At 61.0% G+C, this 26,965-nt stretch carries 23 protein-coding genes; 17 read left to right on the forward strand and 6 right to left on the reverse strand.

The features are described 5' to 3' along the window. Positions 1-2: 2 nt before the first annotated feature. The 10 genes from nuoE to nuoN all read left to right on the forward strand — a co-directional run bounded on the left by nuoE (position 3) and on the right by nuoN (position 11,983). Positions 3-500: an NADH-quinone oxidoreductase subunit NuoE gene (gene nuoE / locus IHQ43_RS18335; protein WP_003223804.1), complete on the forward strand. Its 498-nt coding sequence runs from the start codon at positions 3-5 to the stop codon at positions 498-500. Then, the gene (gene nuoF / locus IHQ43_RS18340; protein WP_007951458.1) at positions 497-1,852 is read left to right on the forward strand and encodes an NADH-quinone oxidoreductase subunit NuoF; all 1,356 of its coding nucleotides are present in this window, start codon (positions 497-499) and stop codon (positions 1,850-1,852) included. The genes nuoE and nuoF overlap by 4 nt, the downstream gene beginning before the upstream one ends. A gap of 137 nt (positions 1,853-1,989) precedes the next feature. Beyond that, positions 1,990-4,704 (forward strand): NADH-quinone oxidoreductase subunit NuoG, encoded by a 2,715-nt coding sequence (gene nuoG / locus IHQ43_RS18345; protein WP_192561605.1) that lies wholly within the window; start codon positions 1,990-1,992, stop codon positions 4,702-4,704. Next, positions 4,701-5,708, forward strand: a complete 1,008-nt coding sequence (gene nuoH / locus IHQ43_RS18350) for an NADH-quinone oxidoreductase subunit NuoH (protein WP_007951460.1) — start codon at positions 4,701-4,703, stop codon at positions 5,706-5,708. The genes nuoG and nuoH overlap by 4 nt, the downstream gene beginning before the upstream one ends. An 11-nt stretch (positions 5,709-5,719) precedes the next feature. Beyond that, entirely contained in the window at positions 5,720-6,268 is a 549-nt protein-coding gene (gene nuoI, locus IHQ43_RS18355; protein WP_007951461.1) for an NADH-quinone oxidoreductase subunit NuoI, read from the forward strand. Positions 6,269-6,277: 9 nt separating this feature from the next. After that, on the forward strand, positions 6,278-6,778 hold the full coding sequence (nuoJ, locus tag IHQ43_RS18360) for an NADH-quinone oxidoreductase subunit J (RefSeq protein ID WP_007951462.1): 501 nt from the start codon (positions 6,278-6,280) through the stop codon (positions 6,776-6,778). A gap of 3 nt (positions 6,779-6,781) precedes the next feature. Next, on the forward strand, positions 6,782-7,090 hold the full coding sequence (nuoK, locus tag IHQ43_RS18365; RefSeq protein ID WP_003180046.1) for an NADH-quinone oxidoreductase subunit NuoK: 309 nt from the start codon (positions 6,782-6,784) through the stop codon (positions 7,088-7,090). Beyond that, positions 7,087-8,940 carry an NADH-quinone oxidoreductase subunit L gene (gene nuoL, locus IHQ43_RS18370; protein ID WP_192561606.1) on the forward strand — a complete coding sequence of 618 codons (1,854 nt, stop codon included), beginning with the start codon at positions 7,087-7,089 and terminating at the stop codon, positions 8,938-8,940. The genes nuoK and nuoL overlap by 4 nt, the downstream gene beginning before the upstream one ends. A gap of 39 nt (positions 8,941-8,979) precedes the next feature. Beyond that, the gene (gene nuoM / locus IHQ43_RS18375; protein WP_007951464.1) at positions 8,980-10,512 is read left to right on the forward strand and encodes an NADH-quinone oxidoreductase subunit M; all 1,533 of its coding nucleotides are present in this window, start codon (positions 8,980-8,982) and stop codon (positions 10,510-10,512) included. A gap of 7 nt (positions 10,513-10,519) precedes the next feature. Further along, the gene (gene nuoN, locus IHQ43_RS18380; protein WP_007951465.1) at positions 10,520-11,983 is read left to right on the forward strand and encodes an NADH-quinone oxidoreductase subunit NuoN; all 1,464 of its coding nucleotides are present in this window, start codon (positions 10,520-10,522) and stop codon (positions 11,981-11,983) included. A gap of 58 nt (positions 11,984-12,041) precedes the next feature. On the opposite strand, the gene IHQ43_RS18385 is transcribed toward nuoN, so the two are convergent. After that, the gene (locus IHQ43_RS18385; RefSeq protein ID WP_192561607.1) at positions 12,042-12,515 is read right to left on the reverse strand and encodes a GNAT family N-acetyltransferase; all 474 of its coding nucleotides are present in this window, start codon (positions 12,513-12,515) and stop codon (positions 12,042-12,044) included. Between the two features lie 360 nt (positions 12,516-12,875). Here IHQ43_RS18385 and IHQ43_RS18390 point away from each other — a divergent pair, with 360 nt between their 5' ends. After that, the gene (locus IHQ43_RS18390; protein ID WP_192561608.1) at positions 12,876-14,201 is read left to right on the forward strand and encodes an OprD family porin; all 1,326 of its coding nucleotides are present in this window, start codon (positions 12,876-12,878) and stop codon (positions 14,199-14,201) included. A gap of 149 nt (positions 14,202-14,350) precedes the next feature. On the opposite strand, the gene IHQ43_RS18395 is transcribed toward IHQ43_RS18390, so the two are convergent. The 5 genes from IHQ43_RS18395 to IHQ43_RS18415 form a co-directional block, all read right to left on the reverse strand. Then, complete coding sequence (locus IHQ43_RS18395) at positions 14,351-14,683, reverse strand: DUF2790 domain-containing protein (RefSeq protein ID WP_192561609.1); 333 nt, start codon at positions 14,681-14,683, stop codon at positions 14,351-14,353. A gap of 78 nt (positions 14,684-14,761) precedes the next feature. Continuing rightward, positions 14,762-14,962 carry a co-regulatory protein PtrA N-terminal domain-containing protein gene (locus IHQ43_RS18400; protein WP_192561610.1) on the reverse strand — a complete coding sequence of 67 codons (201 nt, stop codon included), beginning with the start codon at positions 14,960-14,962 and terminating at the stop codon, positions 14,762-14,764. A 150-nt stretch (positions 14,963-15,112) separates the two neighbouring features. Continuing rightward, a complete protein-coding gene (locus tag IHQ43_RS18405; RefSeq protein ID WP_192561611.1) occupies positions 15,113-18,268 on the reverse strand; it encodes a CusA/CzcA family heavy metal efflux RND transporter in 3,156 nt (1,051 codons plus the stop codon). Positions 18,269-18,283: 15 nt separating this feature from the next. Further along, positions 18,284-19,477: an efflux RND transporter periplasmic adaptor subunit gene (locus tag IHQ43_RS18410; RefSeq protein WP_192561612.1), complete on the reverse strand. Its 1,194-nt coding sequence runs from the start codon at positions 19,475-19,477 to the stop codon at positions 18,284-18,286. 49 nt (positions 19,478-19,526) lie between these two features. Next, the gene (locus tag IHQ43_RS18415; protein WP_192561613.1) at positions 19,527-20,774 is read right to left on the reverse strand and encodes a TolC family protein; all 1,248 of its coding nucleotides are present in this window, start codon (positions 20,772-20,774) and stop codon (positions 19,527-19,529) included. Between the two features lie 409 nt (positions 20,775-21,183). Here IHQ43_RS18415 and IHQ43_RS18420 point away from each other — a divergent pair, with 409 nt between their 5' ends. From IHQ43_RS18420 to IHQ43_RS18440, 6 genes are all read left to right on the forward strand, one after another. Beyond that, positions 21,184-21,858 carry a heavy metal response regulator transcription factor gene (locus tag IHQ43_RS18420; RefSeq protein WP_007951475.1) on the forward strand — a complete coding sequence of 225 codons (675 nt, stop codon included), beginning with the start codon at positions 21,184-21,186 and terminating at the stop codon, positions 21,856-21,858. Next, a complete protein-coding gene (locus tag IHQ43_RS18425) occupies positions 21,855-23,264 on the forward strand; it encodes a heavy metal sensor histidine kinase (RefSeq protein WP_192561614.1) in 1,410 nt (469 codons plus the stop codon). The genes IHQ43_RS18420 and IHQ43_RS18425 overlap by 4 nt, the downstream gene beginning before the upstream one ends. A 372-nt stretch (positions 23,265-23,636) precedes the next feature. Then, a complete protein-coding gene (locus IHQ43_RS29705) occupies positions 23,637-23,765 on the forward strand; it encodes a hypothetical protein (protein ID WP_007951477.1) in 129 nt (42 codons plus the stop codon). A gap of 50 nt (positions 23,766-23,815) precedes the next feature. Next, a complete protein-coding gene (locus IHQ43_RS18430; protein ID WP_192561615.1) occupies positions 23,816-25,039 on the forward strand; it encodes a YcaO-like family protein in 1,224 nt (407 codons plus the stop codon). Next, positions 25,036-25,986 (forward strand): class I SAM-dependent methyltransferase, encoded by a 951-nt coding sequence (locus IHQ43_RS18435; RefSeq protein WP_192561616.1) that lies wholly within the window; start codon positions 25,036-25,038, stop codon positions 25,984-25,986. The genes IHQ43_RS18430 and IHQ43_RS18435 overlap by 4 nt, the downstream gene beginning before the upstream one ends. After that, positions 25,983-26,861, forward strand: a complete 879-nt coding sequence (locus IHQ43_RS18440) for an alpha/beta fold hydrolase (protein WP_192561617.1) — start codon at positions 25,983-25,985, stop codon at positions 26,859-26,861. Before IHQ43_RS18435 ends, IHQ43_RS18440 begins: the two co-directional genes overlap by 4 nt. Positions 26,862-26,965: the final 104 nt, after the last annotated feature.

A 26,965-nucleotide genomic window follows, 5' to 3' on the forward strand; every position in this document is an offset into this window, starting at 1 on the left:
GCATGAACAGCACGCTTATCCAAACAGACCGTTTCACCTTGAGTGAAACCGAGCGCTCGGCCATCGAGCACGAGCTGCATCACTACGAAGACCCGCGCGCGGCGTCGATCGAAGCCCTGAAGATCGTTCAGAAAGAACGCGGCTGGGTGCCGGACGGCGCTCTGTACGCCATCGGCGAGATCCTCGGCATCCCGGCCAGCGACGTTGAAGGCGTGGCCACGTTCTACAGCCAGATCTTCCGTCAGCCGGTCGGCCGTCACATCATTCGCGTCTGCGACAGCATGGTCTGCTACATCGGTGGCCACGAGTCGGTGGTCAGCGAAATCCAGAACAACCTGGGAATCGGCCTGGGTCAGACCACCGCCGACGGTCGCTTCACCCTGCTGCCGGTCTGCTGCCTCGGCAACTGCGACAAGGCACCGGCGCTGATGATCGATGACGACACCTTTGGCGATGTCCAGCCTGCCGGCGTCGCCAAACTGCTCGAGGGCTACGTATGACCCTGACTTCTTTCGGCCCGGCCAACCGCATCCAGCGTTCGGCCGAGACTCACCCGCTGACCTGGCGCCTGCGTGACGACGGCGAAGCCGTGTGGCTCGACGAGTACCAGGCCAAGAACGGTTACGCCGCTGCGCGCAAGGCCTTCGCCGACATGGATCAGGACGCCATCGTCCAGACCGTGAAAGACGCCGGGCTCAAAGGTCGCGGCGGTGCAGGCTTCCCCACTGGCGTGAAGTGGGGCCTGATGCCAAAGGACGAATCCATCAACATCCGCTATCTGCTGTGCAACGCGGATGAAATGGAGCCGAACACCTGGAAAGACCGCATGCTGATGGAGCAACTGCCCCATCTGTTGATCGAAGGCATGCTGATCAGTGCCCGCGCGCTGAAAACCTACCGTGGCTACATCTTCCTGCGTGGCGAGTACACCACCGCCGCCAAGCACCTGAACCGTGCCGTGGAAGAAGCCAAGGCAGCCGGCCTGCTGGGCAAGAACATCCTGGGCAGCGGCTTCGACTTCGAGCTGTTCGTCCACACCGGTGCCGGGCGTTACATCTGCGGTGAAGAAACCGCACTGATCAACTCCCTCGAAGGTCGCCGCGCCAACCCGCGCTCCAAGCCGCCCTTCCCTGCCGCCGTTGGCGTGTGGGGCAAGCCGACCTGCGTGAACAACGTTGAAACCCTGTGCAACGTGCCGGCGATCATCGCCGACGGCGTGGACTGGTACAAATCGTTGGCCCGCGACGGTAGCGAAGACATGGGCACCAAGCTCATGGGCTTCTCCGGCAAGGTCAAGAACCCTGGCCTCTGGGAACTGCCATTCGGCGTGACCGGTCGCGAGCTGTTCGAAGACTACGCCGGCGGCATGCGCGACGGCTTCAAGCTGAAAGCCTGGCAGCCAGGCGGCGCCGGTACCGGTTTCCTGTTGCCGGAACACCTCGACGCACAAATGTACGCCGGCGGCATCGCCAAGGTTGGCACCCGTATGGGTACCGGCCTGGCCATGGCGGTGGACGACAGCGTCAACATGGTGTCCCTGCTGCGCAACATGGAGCAGTTCTTCGCCCGCGAATCCTGTGGCTTCTGCACACCTTGCCGTGATGGCCTGCCATGGAGCGTCAAGCTGCTGATGGCCATCGAACAAGGCCGCGGCCAGCCGGGTGACATCGAGACCCTGCTGGGTCTGGTCAACTTCCTCGGCCCGGGCAAGACCTTCTGTGCTCACGCACCGGGTGCCGTGGAGCCGTTGGGCAGTGCCATCAAATACTTCCGTCCAGAGTTCGAAGCCGGTATCGCGCCTGCAAGCGCCGCCGTCCCGCCTCTGGCGAAGCCGATCGTAGTCGGCGCGTAAACGCTTAAAAAAGGCGAAGGGTCCGTGCCCTTCGCCTTTCGTCCGATGACGCCTTTCGGGGCTGACTGGATTCGGACGGATAACAAGATTCCATTAGCCACGCCCGCTGACACCGGGCCAACGAAGACCTTTGAACCATGGCCACTATCCACGTAGACGGCAAAGCGCTCGAAGTCGACGGGGCAGACAACCTGTTACAGGCATGTCTGTCGCTGGGCCTCGACATCCCTTATTTCTGCTGGCACCCCGCGCTTGGTAGCGTCGGGGCCTGCCGCCAGTGCGCGGTCAAGCAGTACACCGACGAGAACGACACCCGTGGTCGCATCGTCATGTCCTGCATGACCCCTGCCACCGACAACACCTGGATCTCCATCGACGATGAAGAATCCAAGGCGTTTCGCGCCAGTGTTGTTGAATGGCTGATGACCAACCACCCGCACGACTGCCCTGTGTGCGAAGAAGGCGGTCACTGCCACCTGCAAGACATGACCGTGATGACCGGCCACAACGAGCGCCGTTATCGCTTCACCAAACGTACTCACCAGAACCAGCAACTGGGCCCGTTCATTTCCCACGAAATGAACCGCTGCATCGCCTGCTACCGCTGCGTGCGTTTCTACAAGGACTACGCCGGCGGCACCGACCTGGGTGTATTCGGCGCCCACGACAACGTGTACTTCGGTCGCGTTGAAGACGGCACGCTGGAAAGCGAGTTCTCCGGCAACCTCACCGAGGTCTGCCCGACCGGTGTGTTCACCGACAAGACTCACTCCGAGCGCTACAACCGCAAGTGGGACATGCAGTTCTCGCCGAGCATCTGCCATGGCTGCTCCAGCGGTTGCAACATCTCCCCGGGCGAGCGTTACGGCGAACTGCGTCGCATCGAAAACCGTTACAACGGTTCGGTGAACCAGTACTTCCTGTGCGACCGTGGCCGTTTCGGTTATGGCTACGTCAACCGCACCGACCGTCCACGTCAGCCACTGCTGGCCGACGGCACCAAGCTTGGACTGGACGCTGCGCTGGACAAAGCCGCCGATCTGCTGCGCGGTCGTAACATCGTCGGTATCGGTTCGCCGCGTGCCAGCCTGGAAAGCAACTACGCGTTGCGTGAACTGGTCGGCGCCGAGCACTTCTACTCCGGTATCGAAGCCTCCGAGCTGGAGCGCATCCGTCTGGTCCTGCAAGTGCTCAAAGACAGCCCGCTGCCAGTGCCGAACATACGCGACATCGAAGACCACGACGCCGTGTTCGTCCTCGGTGAAGACCTGACCCAGACCGCCGCCCGCATGGCCCTGGCCCTGCGTCAGTCGGTCAAAGGCAAGGCCGAAGACATGGCCGAAGCCATGCGCGTTCAGCCTTGGCTCGACGCTGCCGTGAAGAACATCGGCCAGCACGAGCTGAACCCGCTGTTCATCGCCAGCCTGGCTGAAACCAAGCTCGACGACATCGCCGAAGAGTGCGTTCACGCCGCTCCAGACGATCTGGCCCGCATCGGTTTCGCCGTGGCTCACGCCCTGGACGCCAGCGCACCGGCCGTTGAAGGTCTGGACGCCGAAGCCCTGGAACTGGCCAAGCGTATCGCCGACGCCCTGCTCGCCGCCAAGCGTCCGCTGATCATCGCCGGTACTTCGCTGGGCTCCAAAGCCTTGATCGAAGCGGCTGCGAACATCGCCAAGGCCCTGAAGCTGCGCGAGAAGAACGGTTCGATCAGCCTGATCGTGCCGGAAGCCAACAGCCTCGGCCTGGCCATGCTCGGCGGCGAATCGGTTGATGCTGCGCTGCAAGCGGTCATCGACGGCAAGGCTGACGCCATCGTCGTGCTGGAAAACGATCTGTACACCCGCACCGCCAAGGCCAAGGTCGATGCGGCACTGAACGCTGCGAAAGTAGTGATCGTTGCTGACCATCAGAAGACCGCCACCAGCGATCGCGCGCATCTGGTTCTGCCAGCCGCCAGCTTCGCTGAAGGCGACGGTACTCTGGTCAGCCAGGAAGGTCGCGCCCAGCGCTTCTTCCAGGTTTTCGACCCGCAATACATGGACGCGAGCATTCTGGTCCACGAAGGCTGGCGCTGGCTGCATGCCCTGCGCGCCACCCTGCTGAACCAGCCGATCGACTGGACGCAACTCGACCACGTGACCGCTGCCGTTGCTTCGAGCACCACGCAACTGGCCCGCATCGTCGACGCCGCACCGTCCGCCTCGTTCCGCATCAAGGGTCTGAAACTGGCGCGTGAGCCGCTGCGTTATTCCGGTCGCACCGCGATGCGCGCCGACATCAGCGTTCACGAACCACGCACCCCGCAAGACAAGGACACCGCGTTCGCCTTCTCGATGGAAGGTTACTCGGGCTCCGCCGAACCGCGTCAGCAAGTGCCGTTCGCCTGGTCGCCGGGCTGGAACTCGCCGCAAGCCTGGAACAAGTTCCAGGACGAAGTCGGTGGTCACCTCCGCGCTGGCGATCCGGGCACCCGCCTGATCGAAAGCACCGGTGATTCGCTGAACTGGTTCGCCAGTGTTCCGCGCGCGTTCAACCCGGCCCAGGGCACCTGGCAAGCCGTGCCGTTCTATCACCTGTTCGGCAGCGACGAGAACTCGTCGAAAGCCGCTCCGGTCCAGGAACGCATCCCGGCCGCCTACGTTGCACTGGCCAAGTCCGAAGCGGATCGCCTGGGCGTCAACGACGGTGCTCTGCTGAGCCTCAATGTTGCCGGCCAGACCCTGCGTCTGCCGCTGCGCATCAATGAAGAGCTGGGCGCTGGCCTGGTTGCACTGCCGGCTGGTCTGGCGGGCATTCCGCCGGCGATTTTCGGCCAAACCGTTGATGGTCTGCAGGAGGCAGCGCAATGACCTGGTTCACCCCTGAAGTGATCGATGTGATCCTGACGGTCATCAAGGCCATCGTGATCCTGCTGGCCGTGGTGGTCGCAGGCGCGTTGCTCAGCTTTGTCGAGCGTCGCCTGCTGGGCTGGTGGCAGGACCGTTACGGTCCGAACCGCGTTGGCCCGTTCGGCATGTTCCAGATCGCAGCCGACATGCTGAAGATGTTCTTCAAGGAAGACTGGACCCCGCCGTTTGCCGACAAGGTGATCTTCACCCTGGCACCGGTGGTGGCCATGTCCGCCCTGCTGATCGCCTTCGCGATCATCCCGATCACCCCGACCTGGGGCGTGGCGGATCTGAACATCGGCCTGCTGTTCTTCTTCGCCATGGCCGGTCTCTCGGTCTACGCGGTGCTGTTCGCCGGCTGGTCGAGTAACAACAAGTTCGCCCTGCTGGGCAGCTTGCGTGCCTCGGCGCAGACCGTGTCCTACGAAGTGTTCATGGGCCTGGCCCTGATGGGCATCGTGGTGCAGGTCGGCTCGTTCAACATGCGCGACATCGTCGAGTACCAGGCGCAGAACCTGTGGTTCATCATTCCGCAGTTCTTCGGCTTCTGTACCTTCTTCATCGCTGGCGTGGCCGTGACTCACCGTCACCCGTTCGACCAGCCGGAAGCGGAACAGGAACTGGCCGACGGTTACCACATTGAATACGCCGGTATGAAATGGGGCATGTTCTTCGTCGGTGAATACATCGGCATCATCCTGATCTCGGCGCTGCTGGTCACCCTGTTCTTCGGTGGCTGGCACGGTCCGTTCGGCATCCTGCCGCAACTGTCCTTCGTCTGGTTCGCACTGAAGACCGCGTTCTTCATCATGCTGTTCATCCTGCTGCGCGCTTCCATCCCGCGTCCGCGTTATGACCAGGTGATGGATTTCAGCTGGAAATTCTGCCTGCCACTGACCCTGATCAATTTGCTGGTGACCGCTGCAATCGTGTTGTGGAACACGCCTGCGGTTGCGGTTCAGTGAGGATTTGACCCATGTTCAAATATATTGGCGACATCGTTAAGGGTACCGGTACCCAGTTGCGCAGCCTGGTCATGGTCTTCGGCCATGGCTTTCGCAAGCGCGACACCCTGCAATACCCGGAAGAGCCGGTCTACCTGCCACCACGCTACCGTGGTCGCATCGTCCTGACCCGCGACCCCGACGGCGAAGAACGCTGCGTAGCCTGCAACCTGTGCGCCGTGGCATGCCCGGTGGGTTGCATCTCGCTGCAGAAAGCTGAAACCGAAGATGGTCGCTGGTACCCGGACTTCTTCCGTATCAACTTCTCGCGCTGCATTTTCTGCGGTCTCTGCGAGGAAGCCTGTCCGACCACCGCAATCCAGCTGACCCCGGATTTCGAGATGGCCGAGTTCAAACGTCAGGACCTGGTGTACGAGAAAGAAGATCTGCTGATCTCCGGCCCCGGCAAAAACCCTGATTACAACTTCTATCGTGTTGCAGGTATGGCCGTTGCGGGCAAGCCGAAAGGCGCCGCACAAAACGAAGCCGAGCCGATCAACGTGAAGAGCTTGCTGCCTTAAGGAAGAACGATGGAATTCGCTTTCTATTTCGCATCGGGTATCGCTGTTGTGTCCACACTGCGTGTGGTCACCAACACCAATCCTGTGCACGCCCTGCTCTACCTGATCATTTCGTTGATCGCCGTGGCCATGACCTTCTTCGCACTCGGCGCTCCGTTCGCCGGCGTGCTGGAAGTGATCGCCTACGCTGGCGCCATCATGGTGCTGTTCGTGTTCGTGGTGATGATGCTGAACCTGGGGCCTGCCTCGGTTCAGCAGGAACGCACCTGGCTCAAGCCCGGGATCTGGGCGGGGCCGGTGATTCTCGCCGCCCTGCTGCTGGCCGAACTGCTGTATGTGCTGTTCGCTCACCAGAGCGGTCAGGCCATCGGCCACACCACCGTCGATGCAAAAGCCGTGGGCATCAGCCTGTTCGGTCCGTATCTGCTGGTGGTCGAACTCGCCTCGATGCTGCTGCTCGCTGCAGCCGTCACGGCGTTCCATTTGGGCCGTAACGAGGCGAAGGAGTAAGACATGCCTGCTATCCCTCTCGAACATGGTTTAGCCGTTGCCGGCATCCTGTTCTGCCTTGGTCTGGTCGGCCTGATGGTCCGCCGCAACATTTTGTTCGTGTTGATGAGTCTGGAAGTGATGATGAACGCCTCTGCACTGGCCTTCATCGTTGCGGGCGCCCGCTGGGCGCAACCGGATGGACAGATCATGTTCATCCTGGTGATCAGCCTTGCAGCCGCCGAAGCCAGTATTGGCCTGGCGATCCTGCTGCAACTGTATCGCCGCTTCCACACGCTCGATATCGACGCTGCCAGTGAGATGCGCGGATGAACCTACTCTTTCTGACTTTCGTATTCCCTCTGATCGGGTTCCTGTTGCTGTCGTTCTCGCGCGGCCGCTTCTCGGAAAACCTGTCGGCGCTGATCGGTGTCGGCTCCATCGGCCTGTCTGCCATCGTCGCGGCTTACGTGATCTGGCAATTCAACGTCGCTCCGCCGGAAGGTGGCGTCTACACCCAGGTGCTGTGGCGCTGGATGTCGGTGGAAGGTTTCCAGCCTGACTTCGCGCTGTACCTGGATGGTCTGTCCGTGACCATGCTCGGTGTGGTCGTCGGTGTCGGCTTCCTGATCCACCTGTTTGCCTCCTGGTACATGCGTGGCGAAGACGGTTACTCGCGCTTCTTCTCGTACACCAACCTGTTTATCGCCAGCATGCTGTTCCTGATCCTGGGCGATAACCTGCTGTTCATCTACTTCGGTTGGGAAGGCGTGGGCCTGTGCTCGTACCTGTTGATCGGTTTCTACTACAGCAACCGCAACAACGGTAACGCCGCACTGAAAGCCTTCATCGTCACCCGTATCGGCGACGTGTTCATGGCGATCGGCCTGTTCATCCTGTTCCAGCAACTGGGCACGCTGAACGTCCAGGAACTGCTGGTGAAGGCGCCTGAGCACTTCAAGGTCGGCGATTTCTGGATCGTGCTGGCGACCCTGATGCTGCTGGGTGGTGCGGTCGGTAAATCGGCGCAACTCCCGCTGCAGACCTGGCTGGCGGACGCGATGGCCGGTCCTACTCCGGTTTCGGCACTGATCCACGCCGCAACCATGGTGACTGCCGGTGTCTACCTGATCGCCCGTACCCACGGTCTGTTCGCCCTGGCGCCGGATATCCTGCACCTGGTCGGCATCGTCGGTGGAGTGACCCTGGTACTGGCCGGTTTCGCCGCGCTGGTGCAAACCGACATCAAACGTATCCTCGCCTACTCGACCATGAGCCAGATCGGCTACATGTTCCTGGCGCTGGGCGTTGGCGCCTGGGAAGGCGCGATCTTCCACCTGATGACCCACGCCTTCTTCAAGGCCCTGCTGTTCCTTGCCTCCGGTGCGGTGATCGTTGCCTGCCACCACGAGCAGAACATCTTCAAGATGGGCGGCCTGTGGAAGAAACTGCCGCTGGCCTACGCCAGCTTCATCGTCGGTGGTGCCGCTCTGGCCGCCCTGCCACTGGTGACTGCAGGTTTCTACTCCAAGGACGAAATCCTCTGGGAAGCGTTCGCCAGCGGCAACCACGGTCTGCTTTACGCAGGTCTGGTCGGCGCATTCATGACGTCGCTGTACACCTTCCGCCTGATCTTCATCGCGTTCCACGGTGAAGCCAAGACCGAAGCCCACGCCGGTCACGGCATCGCTCACTGGCTGCCGCTGTCGGTACTGATCGTGCTGTCGACCTTCGTCGGCGCCATGATCGTTCCACCGCTGCACGGCGTACTGCCTGAGAGCGTTGGCCATGCCGGTGGCGAAGCCAAGCACAGTCTGGAAATCGCCTCGGGCGCCATCGCCCTGGCCGGTATCCTGCTGGCGGCCCTGCTGTTCCTTGGCAAGCGTCGCTTCGTGAGCGCGATCGCCAACAGCGGCATCGGCCGTTTCCTTTCGGCCTGGTGGTTCGCTGCCTGGGGCTTCGACTGGATCTACGACAAACTGTTCGTCAAGCCGTACCTTGCGATCAGCCACATGCTGCGCAAAGACCCGCTCGACCAGACCATCGGTCTGATCCCGCGCATGGCCAAGGGTGGTCACACTGCCCTGAGCCGTACCGAAACCGGTCAACTGCGTTGGTACGCTGCTTCGATGGCTGCTGGTGCCGTGTTGGTCATCGGCGCTGTCGTGCTGGTAGCGGTCTGATATGAACCTTGCGAATTTGCGAAAGGAAACGAGCCCGTCATGATTCTGCCTTGGCTAATCCTGATCCCCTTCATCGGCGGCCTGCTGTGCTGGATGGGTGAGCGCTTCGGCGCTACCCTCCCCCGCTGGATTGCGCTGTTGACCATGACCCTGGAACTCGCCCTCGGCCTCTGGCTGTGGGCCCACGGTGACTATTCATTTGCTCCGGCGCCTGGCGCCGATCCGACCTGGGCGCTTGAGTTCAAGCACGTCTGGATCCAGCGCTTCGGCATCAACGTGCACCTGGCCCTTGACGGCCTGTCGCTGCTGATGATCCTGCTGACCGGTCTGCTGGGTATCCTGTCGGTACTCTGCTCGTGGAAAGAGATTCAACGTCACGTTGGCTTCTTCCACCTGAACCTGATGTGGATCCTGGGCGGTGTTGTCGGCGTGTTCCTCGCCCTCGACCTGTTCATGTTCTTCTTCTTCTGGGAAATGATGCTGGTGCCGATGTACTTCCTCATCGCGCTCTGGGGTCACAGTTCTTCGGACGGCAAGAAAACCCGTATCTACGCAGCGACCAAGTTCTTCATCTTCACTCAGGCTTCCGGCCTGATCATGCTGGTGGCGATCCTCGGTCTGGTCCTGGTCAACTACAACAGCACCGGCGTGATCACCTTCAACTACGCCGATCTGTTGAAGACCAAGATGTCGATGACCACCGAGTACATCCTGATGCTCGGCTTCTTCATCGCCTTCGCGGTCAAGCTGCCAGTGGTTCCGTTCCACTCCTGGCTGCCTGACGCTCACGCCCAGGCACCGACTGCAGGTTCCGTCGACCTCGCCGGTATTCTGCTGAAAACCGCGGCCTACGGTCTGTTGCGTTTCGCCCTGCCGCTGTTCCCGAACGCCTCGGCCGAGTTCGCGCCGATCGCCATGACCCTCGGTCTGATCGGGATCTTCTACGGTGCGTTCCTCGCTTTCGCACAAACCGACATCAAGCGTCTGATCGCCTTCTCGTCCGTTTCCCACATGGGCTTCGTACTGATCGGCATCTACTCCGGCAGCCAACTGGCGCTGCAAGGTGCCGTGATCCAGATGCTGGCGCACGGTCTGTCGGCAGCTGCACTGTTTATCCTCAGCGGTCAGCTGTACGAGCGTCTGCATACGCGTGACATGCGTGAGATGGGCGGTCTGTGGTCGCGTATCGCTTACCTGCCGGCGATCAGCCTGTTCTTCGCAGCCGCCTCTCTGGGTCTGCCGGGTACCGGTAACTTCGTCGGCGAGTTCCTGATCCTGATCGGTACGTTCGCCAGTGCTCCATGGATCACCGCGATTGCCACCTCCGGTCTGGTGTTCGGTTCGGTCTACTCGCTGATCATGATCCACCGCGCTTACTTCGGTCCGTCCAAATCGGATTCGATCCTGCACGGCATGGACGGTCGCGAACTGATCATGGTGCTGGGCCTTGCGGTACTGCTGATTTACCTCGGCGTCTACCCGCAACCGTTCCTCGACACTTCCGCCGCCACGATGCATGGCGTGCAGCAGTGGCTCGGCACCGCCTTCACTCAACTCGCTTCGGCCCGGTAAGAGCGCTATGGAATTCACGATTCAACACTTTATTGCGCTTGCGCCACTGTTGATCACCAGCCTCACCATTATCGTGGTGATGCTGGCAATCGCCTGGCGCCGCAACCACTCGCAGACCTTCCTGATTTCGGTGGCAGGTCTGAACCTGGCCTTGCTGTCGATCCTGCCAGCCCTGAAAGTCGCGCCTCTGGCCGTGACCCCATTGCTGCAGATCGACACCTTTGCCTGCCTGTACATGGCGCTGATCCTGGTCGCCACCCTTGCCTGCGTCACCCTCGCCCACGCCTACCTCGGCGATGGCGGTTCGGGTTACCCGGGCAACCGTGAAGAACTGTACCTGCTGATCCTGATGGCCGCCGCCGGTGGTCTGGTTCTGGTCAGCGCGCAGCACCTGGCCGGCTTGTTCATCGGTCTGGAACTGCTGTCGGTGCCGGTCTACGGTCTGGTGGCTTACGCCTTCTTCAACAAGCGTTCGCTGGAAGCCGGCATCAAGTACATGGTGCTGTCGGCCGCCGGTTCCGCGTTCCTGTTGTTCGGTATGGCACTGCTTTACGCCGACTCGGGTTCGCTGAGCTTCGTCGGCATCGGCCAGGCCCTGGCCGCGACCGGCCTGCCAAGCTCGTTGGCGCAACTGGGCCTGGGCATGATGCTGATCGGTCTGGCGTTCAAACTGTCGCTGGTACCGTTCCACCTGTGGACGCCGGACGTGTACGAAGGTGCTCCGGCACCGGTGGCCGCGTTCCTCGCCACCGCGTCGAAAGTGGCTGTGTTCGCGGTCATGGTTCGTCTGTTCCAGATCTCCCCTGCCGCCAGCAGTGGTGTTCTGAGCAACGTACTGACCATCATCGCCATCGCCTCGATCCTGTTCGGTAACCTGCTGGCCCTGACCCAGAGCAACCTCAAGCGTCTGCTCGGTTACTCGTCCATCGCGCACTTCGGCTACCTGCTGATCGCGCTGGTGGCGAGCAAGGGTCTGGCGGTGGAAGCCATCGGCGTGTACCTGGTCACCTACGTGATCACCAGCCTCGGCGCCTTCGGCGTGATCACCCTGATGTCCTCGCCGTACAACGGCCGTGACGCAGACGCGCTGTACGAGTACCGCGGCCTGTTCTGGCGCCGTCCGTACCTGACCGCCGTACTGACCGTGATGATGCTGTCCCTGGCCGGTATCCCGCTGACTGCAGGCTTCATCGGCAAGTTCTACATCATCGCCACCGGTGTCGAGTCGCACCAATGGTGGCTGGTAGGTTCCCTGGTTCTGGGCAGCGCCATCGGCGTGTTCTACTACCTGCGCGTGATGGTCACCCTGTACCTGATCGAACCGAACCTGCGCCGCCACGACGCCCAACTGCACTGGGAACAGAAAGCAGGCGGCGTGATGCTGCTGGCGATCGCCCTGGTGGCGTTCTTCCTCGGCGTCTACCCACAACCGCTGCTGACCCTGGTTCAGCAATCGGGCCTGGCGGGCTGATCGCTCAGCGATAGTTGGCTACAAACAGAAACGGCACCTTTGGGTGCCGTTTTTGCGTCTAGACCGTCTTGAGTTGTTTCACCATCGGCACGCAGGCCAGTTGCAGACCTGAAGGCGATTGATAGATCGCCCTCCCCTCCCCGACGTAACCGCAGCGCCGATAAAAATCAGCGGCATTCAACGTCGCATCCAGACAAACCTCTGCCAGTCCCAGATCCCGCGCCAGCGCTTCCAGAAAGTGCAGCACACGTTTACCCAGCCCGCGCTGCATGAAATCCGGATGGATGAAGATTGCACCGATTTCGCGGTGCTCCAGATCAAGCATGCCGGTTGCCACGGGCTCACTCTCAACGTAACCCAGATAGAAATGCTTTTGCATGAGCGTGTCATAACCGTCTGCCGCCGAGCCCTTTGTCCAGTCGAGCATTTGCTGCTCGCTGTAGGCACCGATGCATTGATGCCGGATCGCCAGTCGCCGAATCTCGAACGCTATCCCGGCATCGTCGGGGGTGGCTCTTTTCATTTCGAACATTTCTCTCTCCTTGAGCCATGTGCAGACGGGTAATGAAAAAGCCCCGTCCATTTCTGGCGGGGCTTTGGGTAACACGTCATTGACCAGACATGCATGACCTTATGGCCCGCCGGAAGCGGTCATAGAGGAGCACATCATGGTCATTCGGTGTTGGGTGGTCATGGCCGGATAGTGCTGCGGATTGTTCCGTCACGTCAATCGCAGGCCACCTAACGAAATTGTAATTCCCCAATCACCTCCCCGTTATCTGCAGCCTGCAACGATGTCACCCGGCGACTCTCCCGGCGGGCCCCTTGCCCGTCGAACAATAAAACCCACGCCGAAGCTCGTTCCCGTTCTGCCGAACCCTAGGAGTGATTGATGGTTAACAACACAAAAATATCGATGGCCGCTCTGGCAGTGATTGTCGGCGCTGGGCCGTCCACGGTGTTTGCAGAAGAAAAACCCGAAGGGTTTATCGAAGGCAGCAGCCTGACGGTGCTCAACCGTAACCTCTATTTCAACCGTGACCACCGCAACGGCCAGTCCAGTCCGACGGGCAATGGTTATTCCGAAGCCTGGGCCCACGGCATCATCGGCAAGTTCGAATCCGGTTTCACCCAAGGCACCGTCGGGGTCGGGGTGGATGCGTTTGCGATGATCGGTCTGAAACTCGACACAGGAGACGGCCGCAACGGTGGCCGCAGTTCGTTCGATGTGTTGCCGGTCAACAGCGACGGTGAAGCGCGGGACGAATACACCAAGGTCGGTGGCGCCGCCAAAGTGCGCGCTTTCGATACGGTGGTGAAAGTCGGTGATGTGTTCCCGGCCAACCCGGTGGTCGCGGCAGGCGATTCGCGATTGCTGCCGGAAAGCTTTCGCGGTGTGACGGCGACCAACACCAGCATCGAAGGCCTGTCGATCCAGGGCGGCCGGCTGCATGCGATGAGCCAGCCGGTTTCCAGCGACCTGCGTGAAAACTTCGCAACCTTCTATGCCGGCCCGGTCAATTCGCCGTGGATTGCTTACGGCGGCGGCGATTACGCGCTGAACAAAAACCTCAGTTTCAGCCTGTACTCCAGTCGCCTGAAAGATGCCTGGAACCAGTACTACGCCGGCACCGCCTGGACGTATCCGCTGTCGGATGACCTGTCGTTGTTCGGTGGCCTGAATTACTACAAGGCGGTCGACGAGGGTAAACAACTGCTCGGCGAGTTCGACAACAACATCTGGAGCGGCCGCGTCGGCGTAAAACTCGGCGCCCACTCGGTCGCGCTCTCCCACCAGCGCAACAACGGCAACGACGACTTCGATTACCTGCGTCAGTCCGACTCGATCTTCCTCGACAACTCGATCCAGTACAGCGACTTCAACTCACCGAAAGAGCGTTCGTGGATGGTGCGCTACGACCTCGACATGACCACTTATGGCGTGCCGGGCCTGTCGTTCATGACCCGCTATGCCCGCGGCACCGACGCCGATTATTCCAACGCCAACGCCGTGTACATGCGCCGCGATGCCGATGGCAATCCGCTGACCGACCAGAAGCGCTGGGAGCGTGATATCGAAGTCAAATACGTGGTGCAAAGCGGTTCGATGAAAGACCTGGCGCTGCGCCTGCGCCAGGCCACGACCCGCGCCACCGCGTTCGAGTCGGATCTAGATGAAGTGCGGGTGATCGTCGAATACCCGCTGGCGATTCTCTGAGTTTCACCAGCAATGCCCATTCACCTTTAGAAGCTCCTTGCTCCTTTGGTAAGAGGTGAATCTTTGGCGTCCTTCGGGGCGCCTTTTTTGCGCCCGAAAAAAAGCCCGACTCACTGCACATGAACCGGGCGCTTCAGCCGGGATTAGCGTCAGCCACCCTGCTGACGACAATTCCCCATCACGTTGTAAGTGACCGTATTGAGTTGCCCCTTGGAGTCTTCGTAAGTCATCGCAGCCGGCACGACCGCGCATTCATTCTTTGGCCGGACAACGCTCACCACCTTCTTCACATCCAGCTTCATCCCGTACTCGTATTCCTTGACCACCGGCGCCGCTTTGCCCTGACTGGCCGCGTACTGCTCCATGGCTTTGGTGTTGGCACTGAGCGCCCGGTCGAACGTTCTGTCGCCACCGCCTTCGGCCAACACATTCAAGGACATTGCCATGACACCGGTGAACGCCATCCACTTGAGAAGCTTCATATCCATCTCCTTCAAAACAAACTCATAAAAAAGCCCACCATCGATGCGCGATGACGGGCTCATTCATTGGCGCCACGCTTACAGGTCTTGGGTCTTGTCGTCCTTCTTGTCGTTCACGACGACGGGATCACGGGCCTTTTCCTTCGCAGCAAACACCTCCATCGAGCGGTCATTGGCAGTCATCATTCTGTCGAACGTGCGGTCGCCGCCACCTTCGGCCAACACCAGGGAAGACATCATCAGAGCCACGGCAAACGCGCCAATCTGTGCAAGTTTCATCGTTGATTCCTCATTCAAGTAACTGACGGGATCAAGGTAACAATCCGAACCTTTCGTGACGGTGGCGCCGAAATTACATATCCGTTATGTGCCACCGCCCTATTGGATCAATACAAAAACTGTGGGAGCGAGCTCGCTCCCACAGGTAGATCATCTATTCAGTTGACCAGTGTCCTCATCCCGACGATGCGCCAGCTGATACAACGCCGGCAGGATCAGCAGCGTGAGAATGGTCGAGGACAGGATCCCGCCAATCACTACCGTCGCCAGCGGTCGCTGCACCTCGGCCCCGGTGCCGGTCGCAAGAGCCATCGGAATGAAGCCCAAAGACGCCACCAGCGCCGTCATCAACACCGGACGCAATCGCGTCAACGCACCTTCGTGAATCGCGTCGGACAGCGAGCGCCCCTCCTCCCGCAAGTTGCGGATAAACGCAATCATCACCAGCCCGTTGAGCACCGCCACGCCGGACAGCGCGATAAACCCGACACCCGCCGAGATCGACAGCGGAATGTCCCGCAGCCACAACGCCATGACCCCGCCGGTCAGCGCAAACGGAATCCCGGTAAACACCAGCAAGCCGTCCTTGAGGTTGTTGAACATCATGAACAGCAGCCCGAACACCAGCAGCAACGCCACCGGCACCACGATCTGCAAGCGCTTGGCCGCCGATTGCAGTTGCTCGAACTGGCCGCCCCAGGTGGTCCAGTAACCCGCCGGCACCTGCACGTCGCGCTCGATCGCTTCGCCCGCCTCGGCGACAAAAGAGCCGATGTCACGCCCACGCACGTTGGCGCTGACGATCACCAGCCGCTTGCCGTTCTCGCGACTGACCTGATTCGGCCCCAGCACCAGATCGAGACTGGCAACGTCCTTCAACGCAATGAAGCCGATCTGACTGGAAGCATCACCACCCGCCGCCGGCACCGGAATCAGCAGCGCCGACAACCCGTCGATGTCCTTGCGCATGGCGTCGGACAACCGCACCACCATGTCGAATCGACGATCACCTTCATACAGCGTCCCGGCCTTCTGCCCACCGACGGCCACCGCAATGGTGTCCTGCACATCGCCGACGTTGAGCCCGTAACGCGCGGCTTTGTCGCGGTCGATGTTGATGGTCAGCACCGGCAGACCGGTGGTTTGCTCGACCTTGACCTCGGACGCGCCGTCGACCTTCTGCATCGCGGCGGCAATCTTCGCCGCCGTGGCGTTGAGCACGTCCATGTCATCGCCGAACACCTTGACCGCCACGTCGCTGCGCACGCCGGAGATCAGTTCGTTGAAGCGCAACTGGATCGGCTGCGACAGTTCATAGTTGCTGCCCGGCAGCGTCGCGGCAGCCTGTTGCAGTTCGGCCATCAGGGTTTCCCGGGACTTGCCCGGATCCGGCCATTGCTCTTTCGGTTTGAGCATCACGTAGCTGTCGGAGATGTTCGGCGGCATCGGGTCGGAAGCGATTTCCGCAGTGCCGGTGCGGGCGAAGACGCGCTCGACTTCCGGCACTTTATTAAGGATCAACGTTTCCAGCCGCTGCTGCATATCCACCGATTGCGTCAGGCTGGTGCCCGGCACGCGCAACGCCTGCAAGGCAAAATCGCCTTCGCTGAGACTCGGCACAAACTCGCTGCCCATGCGGCTGGTGACCACGCCACTGAGCACAATCACTCCCAGCGCCGCGCCGACCGCCATCGTCCGGTGGGACATGACCCAGTCCAGCGCCGGTGCATAAACGCGACGCGCACCGCGCATCACCACGCCCTCTTCTTCCTTGACCTTGCCGGTCACGAACAGCGCAATCGCCGCCGGTACAAAAGTGACGGACAAGAGCATGGCGCCGAGTAACGCGATGACCACGGTGAACGCCATCGGATGGAACATTTTTCCTTCGACGCCGCTCAGGGCGAAGATCGGCAGGTACACCACCATGATGATCAACTGGCCGAAAATCAGCGGTCGCCGCGCCTCCTTCGCCGCCGCAAACACTTCATGGAAACGCTCGGATCGCGTCAGCAGGCGCCCGTGATGCTGCTGCGCATGGGCCAGCCGGCGCAGGGTGTTTTCGACGATCACCACCGCGCCGTCGACGATGATGCCGAAGTCGAGCGCGCCGAGGCTCATCAGGTTGGCGCTGACCTTGTTGCTGAACATGCCGGTGAAGGTGAACAGCATCGACAGCGGAATCACCATCGCCGTGATCAGCGCGGCGCGGATATTGCCGAGGAACAGGAAGAGGATCGCGATGACCAGAATCGCGCCTTCGATGAGGTTTTTCTTCACCGTGGCGATGGCCTTATCGACCAGATGCGTACGGTCATACACCGGCACCGCGATCACGCCGGTGGGCAACGACTTGTTGATCTGTTCGAGCTTGGCGGCGACGGCCTGGGAAACCGTGCGACTGTTTTCACCGATCAACATGAACACCGTGCCGAGCACCACTTCCCGGCCATTTTCCGTGGCGGCGCCGCTGCGCAGTTCGCGACCGATGTCCACGGTGGCGACGTTTTTGATGCGGATCGGCGTGCCGTCGACGTTGGCCATGACGATGTTGGCAATGTCCTCGGTGCTCGCCACTTGCCCCGGTGCGCGTATCAGCAATTGCTCGCCGCTGCGCTCGATGTACCCGGCACCGACATTGGCGTTGTTGCGCTCCAGCGCCGTCACCAGATCGGTGAGGGTCAGTTTGTAGGCCGCGAGCTTTTTCGGATCGGGCGCAATCTGGTACTCCTTGGCAAAACCGCCGATGGTGTTGATTTCGGCCACACCGGGGACGTTGCGCAGTTGCGGCTTGATGATCCAGTCCTGGATCACCCGCAGATCGGTCGGCGTGTAGGGCGTTCCGTCATCTTTCAGCGCGCCTTCCTTGGTCTCGACCGTCCATAAAAAGATCTCGCCGAGCCCGGTGGAAATCGGCCCCATCACCGCTTCCACGCCTTCGGGCAATTGCTCCTTGGCCGACTGCAACCGCTCGTTGACCAATTGCCGGGCAAAGAACAGATCGGTGCCGTCCTTGAAGATCACCGTGACCTGCGACAAGCCCGAGCGCGACAGCGAGCGGGTCTGCTCCAGCGCCGGCAGGCCGGCCATCGCGGTTTCAATCGGAAAGGTGATGCGCTGCTCGGTTTCCAGCGGCGAGAACCCGGCCGCGCCGGTGTTGATCTGAACCTGGACGTTGGTGATGTCGGGCACAGCGTCGATCGGCAGTTTCTGATAACTGGCGATGCCGAGGCCGGCCATGAGCAGAACGGCGAGCAGCACGATGATGCGCTGCTCGATGGCAAACTGGATCAGGCGTTCGAACATGGGAGTCTTCCGCGATTAATGACTGTGCTCGGCCGAGGCTTTGCCCAGCTCCGATTTGAGGACGAAGCTGCCGGCGCTGGCGACTTGCACGCCCGGTTCCAGTCCGGCGGTGACTTCCACCTGACCCGCCGCGCGACTGCCCAGCTCCACCGCTTGGGCCTTGAAGCCGTCGTCGGTGCGCACGAATACCGTGGGTTTGTCCTCGACGGTCTGGATTGCGGTTTCCGGTACGGCGACTTTGGCCTGACGGCTGTCGGTGGCGACCAGCGCGGTGACGAACAGGCCGGGACGCCATGAGCCTTGCGGGTTTTCCAGGGTGACGCGCACGGTCGCGGTGCGGGTCTGTTCGCCGAGCAGGCTGCCGACGTAGGCCACGGTGCCGCTGACCTCGGCATTCAACTCCGCCGCGCTGACGGTGACGGGTTTGCCCACTTGCACCTTGTTCAAGTCCTTCGGTGAAACGCCGAACGTGACCCACACCCGCGACAGGTCCGAAAGCGTGAACGCCGCCGTGGTTTCATCGACCACCTCCCCCGGCGTCAGGTGTTTTTCCACCACCACGCCATCGAACGGCGCCCGCAGTTCATAGCGATTGCCACCGGTGGCGACCACACTGCCACTGAGTACGCTGATCTTCTGCCGGGCATTGCTCACGGCGATTTCGGCTTCTTCCAGGGCCTGGCGCGCCTGGAGGAAATCCTGCTCGGCGGAGATCTTGTCCTGCCACAGTTTCTTCTCGCGCTCGAACGTCGTGCGGGCCAAAGCCAGACGACGTTGCGCGGCAGCCTGCTCACTGCGCTGATCGGAAATCTGCTGACTGGCGATCACGGCCAGCAACTGGCCCTTCTTCACCGACTGCCCGAGATTCACCGACACCGACTCGACCACGCCCGGCACGCGCGGCACCACATGCGCAGTGCGGTCTTCGTCAAAGCGCACTTCGCCAGGGAATGACAGACCGAGGCTGAAGTCATGCGCCTGCGCGACGGCCAGTTGAATGCCCGCTGCCGCGATCTGCTCGGCAGTCAATTCGATGTGCCCTTCTTCGTCGTGCTCGCCGTCAGCGGCGGCGCCTTCTTCGGCGTGATCGGCGTGTTCCGCCGCTTCATCGGCGTGCGCATCGATAGGCGCATTGCCGCTCCACATCGAGCCGATGCCAATGCCCAGCGCCAACGTCGCCGCAGCGACCACGATCAGTTTTTTGTCCATGGAAACTCCTCTGCGCCAAACCATCGCGCAGTGATCAGAAAGTTGAAATTCAAGGGTTGGCGCTGAGGTCGCCGAAGATGCGTTCGATGCGGACCCGGGCGTCGGTCGCCTCGCTCACCGCCTGGATGTATTGGCTGCGAGCGACGATCAATGTTCGCTGGGCGTCGAGCACGTCGAGGAAGCCGAACTTGCCCATTTCGAAACCGCGAGTGGCGCTGTCCACCGCACTTTGCGCGGCGGGCAGGATGGTCCGGTCGAACGCCTGGATTTCGCCGTTGGCGGTCTGCCATTGCGCCAGCGTGGTCTGGATTTCCGTGCGCAGACGCAGTTCGGTGGCGTTGCGCAGGTCCCGCGCCTGATCGGTACGCCGCGCCGCCGCCAGCACGTTGCCCTGATTGCGGTTGAACAGCGGAATCGGCATCGACAGCCCGACCACGTTGACCCGCTCGCGCTCGGTTTCGCTGTACTGGCTGCCGATACTGACGGTCAGATCGGGAATCCGCTGGGACTTTTCCAGTCCCAGCGACGCCTCGCGCTGGTCGATCTGCAACCTGGCCAGGCGCAGCTCCGCTGTTTCATTAAGGCGCTCAAGCAAACGGTTGGGCGGCGGTACGTTGGGCGGGCTTTGAGTCGCGGTCTGCACCGTGGTCGACGTCGGCAACGGTGCGCCCATGACCTGGGCCAATTGCTGGTACGCATTGGCCTGATCGCGCTCGGCGCGGCTCACTTCCAGACGCACCTCCGAGAGCTGCACTTGTGCCCGCGTGCCTTCCACTGGCGAAGACTTGCCCGCCTCGATCCGGCCCTGCGCCACGCGTAAACCGTGCTCGGCAAGTTGCAGCGACTGCCGGGCCAACTGCAAACGTTGCTGCGCGGTTTGCGCGCCGTTGAACGCTTGAAGCACATCGGCGCGCAGTGCGTTGCGCTTGCGCTCCAGCTCGATGCCGGCGGCATCCTGCGCACGGCTCGCCACATCAATCCGCGCGCCCCGCTTGCCGCCCAGTTCGATCGGCTGGCTGAGCATCACCGTAGTAGTGCGCGATTCGCGCCGGGTGTCTTCGGCTTCCCACGACACCTCGGGGTTGGGGATCAGCCCGGCCTGCTTGCGGTCGCCTTCGGCAATGCCGATTTCCCACTGCGCGGCGGCCAGCTCCGGGTTGCCGGCGAACGCGGTTTGCAGCGCCTGATCCAGCGTCAGGGTCGATGCGCTGGCAAGACTGGTACAGGCCAGCAACAAGAGGCCGCTGGCGGTTTTTTTCAGGCGCGATCGCGCCGTCAGTTCAATTAAACCGGGCAATGGAAGGCTTCCTTCAATCAAGAATCGTTGATGGCGCCACGGTAGGGTTTTGAACTTATCGACAAGGTGACGTGAACATTACAAATCCGTTATCCACGGTTTATCGAAGTTGTTTTGCTCTAGGATTCGAAGTTCGAATGACTTTGTTGCAATACATGGAAACAAATACACGTTAGATATCTGCCGAACAGCACTTGCCGAAATGGAAGCCATCAAAAAATGATCACTTCGCTGCGACAGGCTGTCGCGGATGGCCGATTTAAAGGGCTCAGGCGTTGACTCTGTAGCCACTACAGCCTTTACCGTGCACGCCACTCAGTTACAAAGTCCGTCAGGAAGCCCCTACAAAAACTACAACTTCCCCGACCCATTTACTTAAATACCCATTCATTAAAAGTGGTGAAACATCATGCGAATCCTTGTCGTCGAGGACGAGCTTAAAGCTGCCGAATACTTGCATCAGGGCCTGACCGAAAGTGGTTATATCGTTGATCACGCCGTCAATGGCGCGGATGGTTTGCACCTGGCGCAACAACAGGTTTATGACCTGATCATTCTCGATGTGAACCTGCCGGAACTCGACGGCTGGAGCGTGCTGGAACAACTGCGTCGCACCCACTCCACACGGGTGATGATGCTCACCGCACGCGGGCGGCTGGCAGACAAGATCCGGGGACTGGATCTGGGCGCCGATGATTATCTGGTCAAGCCATTCGAGTTTCCGGAACTGCTGGCACGGGTGCGCACGTTGATGCGTCGCAGCGAGAACATCCCGGTGCCGCAGGTGCTCAAGGTCGCCGATCTGGAACTCGATCCGGGCCGTCACCGGGCCTTTCGTGGCACGCAGCGCATCGACCTGACCACCAAGGAATTCGCCCTGCTGCACCTGTTGATGCGCCAGTCCGGCGAAGTGCTGACCCGCACCCAGATCATCTCGCTGGTGTGGGACATGAATTTCGACTGCGACACCAACGTGGTCGAGGTCTCGATCCGCCGCTTGCGGGCGAAGATCGACGACCCGTTCGACAGCAAACTGATCCACACCCTGCGCGGCGTCGGCTATGTGCTGGAGGCCCGGGAATGAAGCCGGCGAGCCTGTCGCTGCGGCTGGGTCTGACGGTCAGCATTCTCGGCGCACTGCTGGTGGTGTTTCTGGCGATCCTCGCGTATTTCGCCCTGACCCATGAGCTGAACGCGCTATCGCGCGACAGCCTGGAAAAGAAGCTGGAACAGGTCGAGCACAGCCTGACGCTGTACTTCGACACCGGCGAGATCAGTGCCAAGCCGCACATTTTGCTCGATCAGGTCATGGGGCATGACAACCTGACGCTGACCATTTACGACCTGAACAACCTGCGCACGCCGCTGCTCAAATCCGGCTCGGGCCTGACAGATCCACGGGTTGAACTGAAGGCAGTAAGGGCGACGACCGAGCAGTTGACCCACACCGACAGCGCCGATACCGAAGGCGCGAAGTTTCTCACCGTCTCCAAGCTGATTCGCTTGAAGGATGGCAGCAACGTACCGGTGCTGCTGTCGATGGATAACGCCCACGATCAGGCTCTGCTCAGCGCCTACCTGCGCTCGACGCTGATGGCCTTGCCGTTGCTGCTGGTGTTCATCGGCCTGACCGCCTGGGGCGCGGTGCAGCGCGGACTGGCGCCGCTGCGCGAGTTTCGCAAAGTGGCGGCGCGAGTGACAACGCAGGATCTCGATCATCGCCTGTCGGTGCTGAACATGCCCCAGGAACTCAGCGAACTGGCGCAGGGCATCAACGTCATGCTCGATCGCCTGGACAGCGGCGTGCAGCAGCTGTCGCAGTTCTCCGATGACCTGGCCCACGAGCTGCGCACGCCGATCAACAACCTGATGGGCAAGGCCCAGGTGACGCTGTCGCGGGAGCGCTCGGTCGAGGAATACACCAACGTTCTGGTGTCCTGCACCGAGGAGCTGGAGCGGGTCGCGCGGATTGTCTCGGACATGCTGTTTCTGGCCCAGGCCAGCCAGCCTGCGGCCCACGCCTCGTTCGAGCCGATTGCGCTGGAGCAAGAGGCGTTCAGGGTGGCCGACCTGTTTTCCCTGTCGGCGCAGGACAGACAGATCGACCTGAAGGTCATCGGCAGCGCTCAGGTGTCGGGCGACCGGCTGATGATTCAGCGAGCGATTTCCAATCTGCTGTCCAATGCCCTGCGCCACTGCCCGTCCGGCAAGACCGTTTCGCTGTTCATCGAACAGGCGCCGACCGAGGTGGCGCTGCGGGTGAGCAATCCCGGTGCGGGCATCGAGGCGCAGCACCTGCCGTATCTGTTCGACCGTTTTTACCGGGTCGACAGCAGTCGCACCCGCTCACAGGGCAGTACCGGTCTGGGGCTGGCCATCGTGCATTCGATCATGACCCTGCATCAGGGCTCCGCGCAGGTTCAAAGCCGTCCGGGAGCGATGACGGTGTTCAGTCTGGTGTTTCCCGTGGTGCACCGGGAACGGCACTAAACCTTCAAGCCGATTTGTGCGGTGTTTTCTCAAACCTCATGGGAAAAATCACCGCACAAGGGCTGCATCCATCCCCGTAAATCCTTCAGTACGAATTTGCGTCGTCGCCGCGCTGAAACGTCTGACAACGACAACAGACAGAACGCCTCAGACCGCTGACTCCTTTCGCGTGGCTCACCCGTTGCCACGCAGTGCTGCCCCCCAGAAACACGTCCGCCCGGCGTCAATTCACGTTTTATCAGTACGTATTTCGACACCGCTGAAACCCGCGACTGGAAACGTCCGGACATTTTTGACCCCGCCTTCACCGCGCTTTTAGATTCGGCTCGTGCTTGCAACAGCACTCCCAAACAACAACCAAGGAGCAACATCATGGGCTACATGGGCAGTTTGAACGCAAACCCTATTGATGAACTGGAAGAGCAGGAAGCCCCCTCGCCAGAGCAGATCGAAGCGCTACAACTGACCGAGGAAGAACAGGCAGAGCTGAACGCCGAGTGACAGAACCTGCGAGGGCCTTGCGCCCTCGCGGGCTTTCCAGGAAGGGAATCATGGACAAGACAACGTTGGCCGAGCGTGAGCTCACGGCCGACCAGGCAGAGCGGCGTATTCACACCGAACTTTCACACCTGGGCCTCACACCGCACACCCGCACCCTCGGTAGCAAAGTGGTTGCCGTTCAGGCGAGTCTTCATGGCTGCGACAACCGTCATGCCCGCGGCTCCGGCAAGGGCTATGCGGATCAGGCGCACCTGGGCGCGCTTTATGAAGCGCTCGAGCACTACTGGACGGATGAGCTCTGTACCACCGATGTTCACCACGAAACGGAAGGCTATTTCAAAGACACGCCGATCTTCGCCGATGACTCGCTTCTGTACAGGCTCACCTGCCAGAAAAACGTGCGCATCACCTGCCGGACCTATGTCTGTCCGCCCTGGCATGAGAGGTTTTCCTATCCGGTGGCGCTGACCTCGCCAAACGGCTCACGTTTGCCCTCGTTACCGGGCACGGCCGACTATCGAGCCGTGCAGCGCTACGCCAGCAACAGCGGCACCGCGATTGGCGCCACTTACAACGAAGCGATGCTGCACGCCGCAAACGAATGCATCGAGCGCGATGCCGTGTCGTTGTTTCTGCTCGATCATTTTTATTATCAGAACCATCCACCACTGCGACGGGTGGCGCGCCTCACTGAAAGCGACGAACTCGCCCGTCTGTGGGCCGATGCCGAACAGGAAATCGACGGCGAAATCGTGCTGGTGGATATCAGCACCGAGTTCGAGACCCGGACTTTTCTGGCCTTCACCATGAAGCGGGGTGCTCACCCCCAGGTATTCGGCAGCGGCAGTTCCCTCGACCCGCGCCATGCGGCGTGGCGGGCACTCACTGAACTGGTGCAGTTGCAACTGAGTGCCACCGAACCCGAATACCGCCAGACGCTACTCAATGCGCTGCGCAACCTGAAGCCTTTCCCGCGTCTGCTGCGCTGTGCGCAATTCGATCCGCAGACGCTGCTGCATCGCTGCGTTCAACACGAGGTGAGACTGCCGGATTCCGCTAAAGACCTGTCGGTGGACAATCAACTGCACTTGCTGACTCAAGACCTGCGGATTCATGGCCGTACGCTCGGTGCAGCCGTCCTGCAGCGAACCGAGCTCGGCACGACCCTGCTCAACGTGGTGATCCCCGGACTGGAACGCTTCTTCGTGGTCTCCAGCGGTAACGTCGTCGTCCCGCAAGCCCGGGGCCGCACGCTGGAGAGGCCCGCCCCATGAACCGACTCGATCGCACCCGGGAATTGACACTGGCCCGATCCCTGCGCCTTTACCTCAACGAGAACGGCGCTGTTGGCCACTACCTCGAACCACGAGGCAGTGGACTGCATCACGTTTTTTTCCTGCGGGTGAACGATGAGCTGTGGGTCGGCCGCAAGCTCCTGCAGCGTGACCGGCATTTTCGGTGGCAGGCCAACAGCGCGCTCAAACCCGGCATGTTGTTCGGCCCGCATCTCCATTCATTGTGGGGTAATGACGGGTTGTCGATCGGCTATCGGACGGTCTCCCCCGCAGACAAAGCGCAGGCCTTCGAGCACGCAAGGCATCAGGCTGACAGCGAGATCCTGTTTCCCTTTCCACTGCTGGATGAGAAAGGTCGGGAGGCGGTCTGCCCGGCAGACTTCTGGCACTGCAACGAATCACTGGCCGAACAACTGAACACCGACGAACACCACTTGCGCGAATACTGCGCCGGGCTGCTCCAGGCCATCACTGAAAAAGGCGCACTGATTTACGACCCGGCGTGCTCGACCGGCGCGTTCATCGCCCATCTCGCCCGCGCCCTGCCCGACTGTCTGTGTCTGGGCAGTGACCGTTCGGCCTCGATGATCGAACACGCCAGGCGATGGCACAGCGGGACATCCGTGGAGTTCGACGTGCTGGAGGCAAGTGAAGCCTTCGATACCGGCATCCGCTGCGATGTTTTGATCCTGCGTTTCCTCAACGCCGAAGTCTTGACCCGCCGTGAGGCCCAACCCGCATTCGAATCGCTGATCCGTTGCGTCAAACCCGGCGGCACGATCCTCGTTTTCGGTCACACCCCGGTGTTGATCCCGATCACCTGGCTCGCCTCCCTCCACAACCTGAAACTTGAATCCAGCGTCGCTGCGCTGCCGGGGCAAATCGAGCTGTTCCAGTTCTATCGTCTGACGGTTCCGGCGCCATGAGCTTTTCCCTGCACAGCCGAGGCTATTACCCGACCGGCGACGGCCATCAACTCTATTGGGAACGGCATGGTGTTCCGGGACACGAACCGGTGTTTTTCCTCCATGGCGGCCCCGGCGGACGCATCAGCCGCCACCATTTGCAGTTCTTCGAACCGGGAAGGTTCGACATCATCCTGTTTGACCAGCGCGGTTGCGGGCGCTCGACGCCCTATGGGGAACTGCGGGACAACAACACCGGGCTGTGTGTTGAAGACATTGATGCCCTGCGCCAGCATTTCGGTTTCGAAAAAATCAGTGTGCTGGGCGTGTCATGGGGCAGCTGGCTGGCGATCCAGTACCAACAGCGCTACCCGCAGCACTTGCTGAAAACCACACTGGTTTCGGTGTTCGTGCCGTTTGCCGCCAATGTCAGGGCCTACGATCAGGCGCTCAATGACGGACTGGCGCAATCGTCTCAAGCGTCGACCGGGCACCGCGCGAAGGACATCTATCGGATCCTCGGCGAAGGCTGCCCATTACAGCAACACCGCGCCGCCATCGAATGGCTGAATGCCGTTCTGCGTCGCACAGGGCAGACGATTTGCCCCGACACACTGGAACGTTTCGTCGATCAGGAGGCAGTGCTCGCGATCCGCCTCGAACTGCATTACCACCTGCAGAACTACTGCTTCACGCCAAAGGATGAAGACCTGACCCTCGACGACAACACCCTGCTGATCCAGGGCATCCGCGACACCCATGGCATGGCCAGCGTGCGCTGGCTAAGGCAACGCATGAACATCCACTGCCGGCTGCTGCACGCCGGGCACAATGCCTTTGAAAACGCCCTCCTCAAAGCGGTGCGTCGGGCGGTGAAACGTGAAATCGAAAGGTGAGCGTTATATGACCGTAGGATTTTTTTCCGTTACTGGCCCGTCCCGCCGGGAACACAGAAAGCTCTCTCCATATTGCCCGTCTCGTCCTACAGCCACGCCAGGAA

It is taken from the genome of Pseudomonas gozinkensis, from assembly GCF_014863585.1.
GTDB classification, from domain to species: Bacteria; Pseudomonadota; Gammaproteobacteria; order Pseudomonadales; family Pseudomonadaceae; genus Aquipseudomonas; species Aquipseudomonas gozinkensis.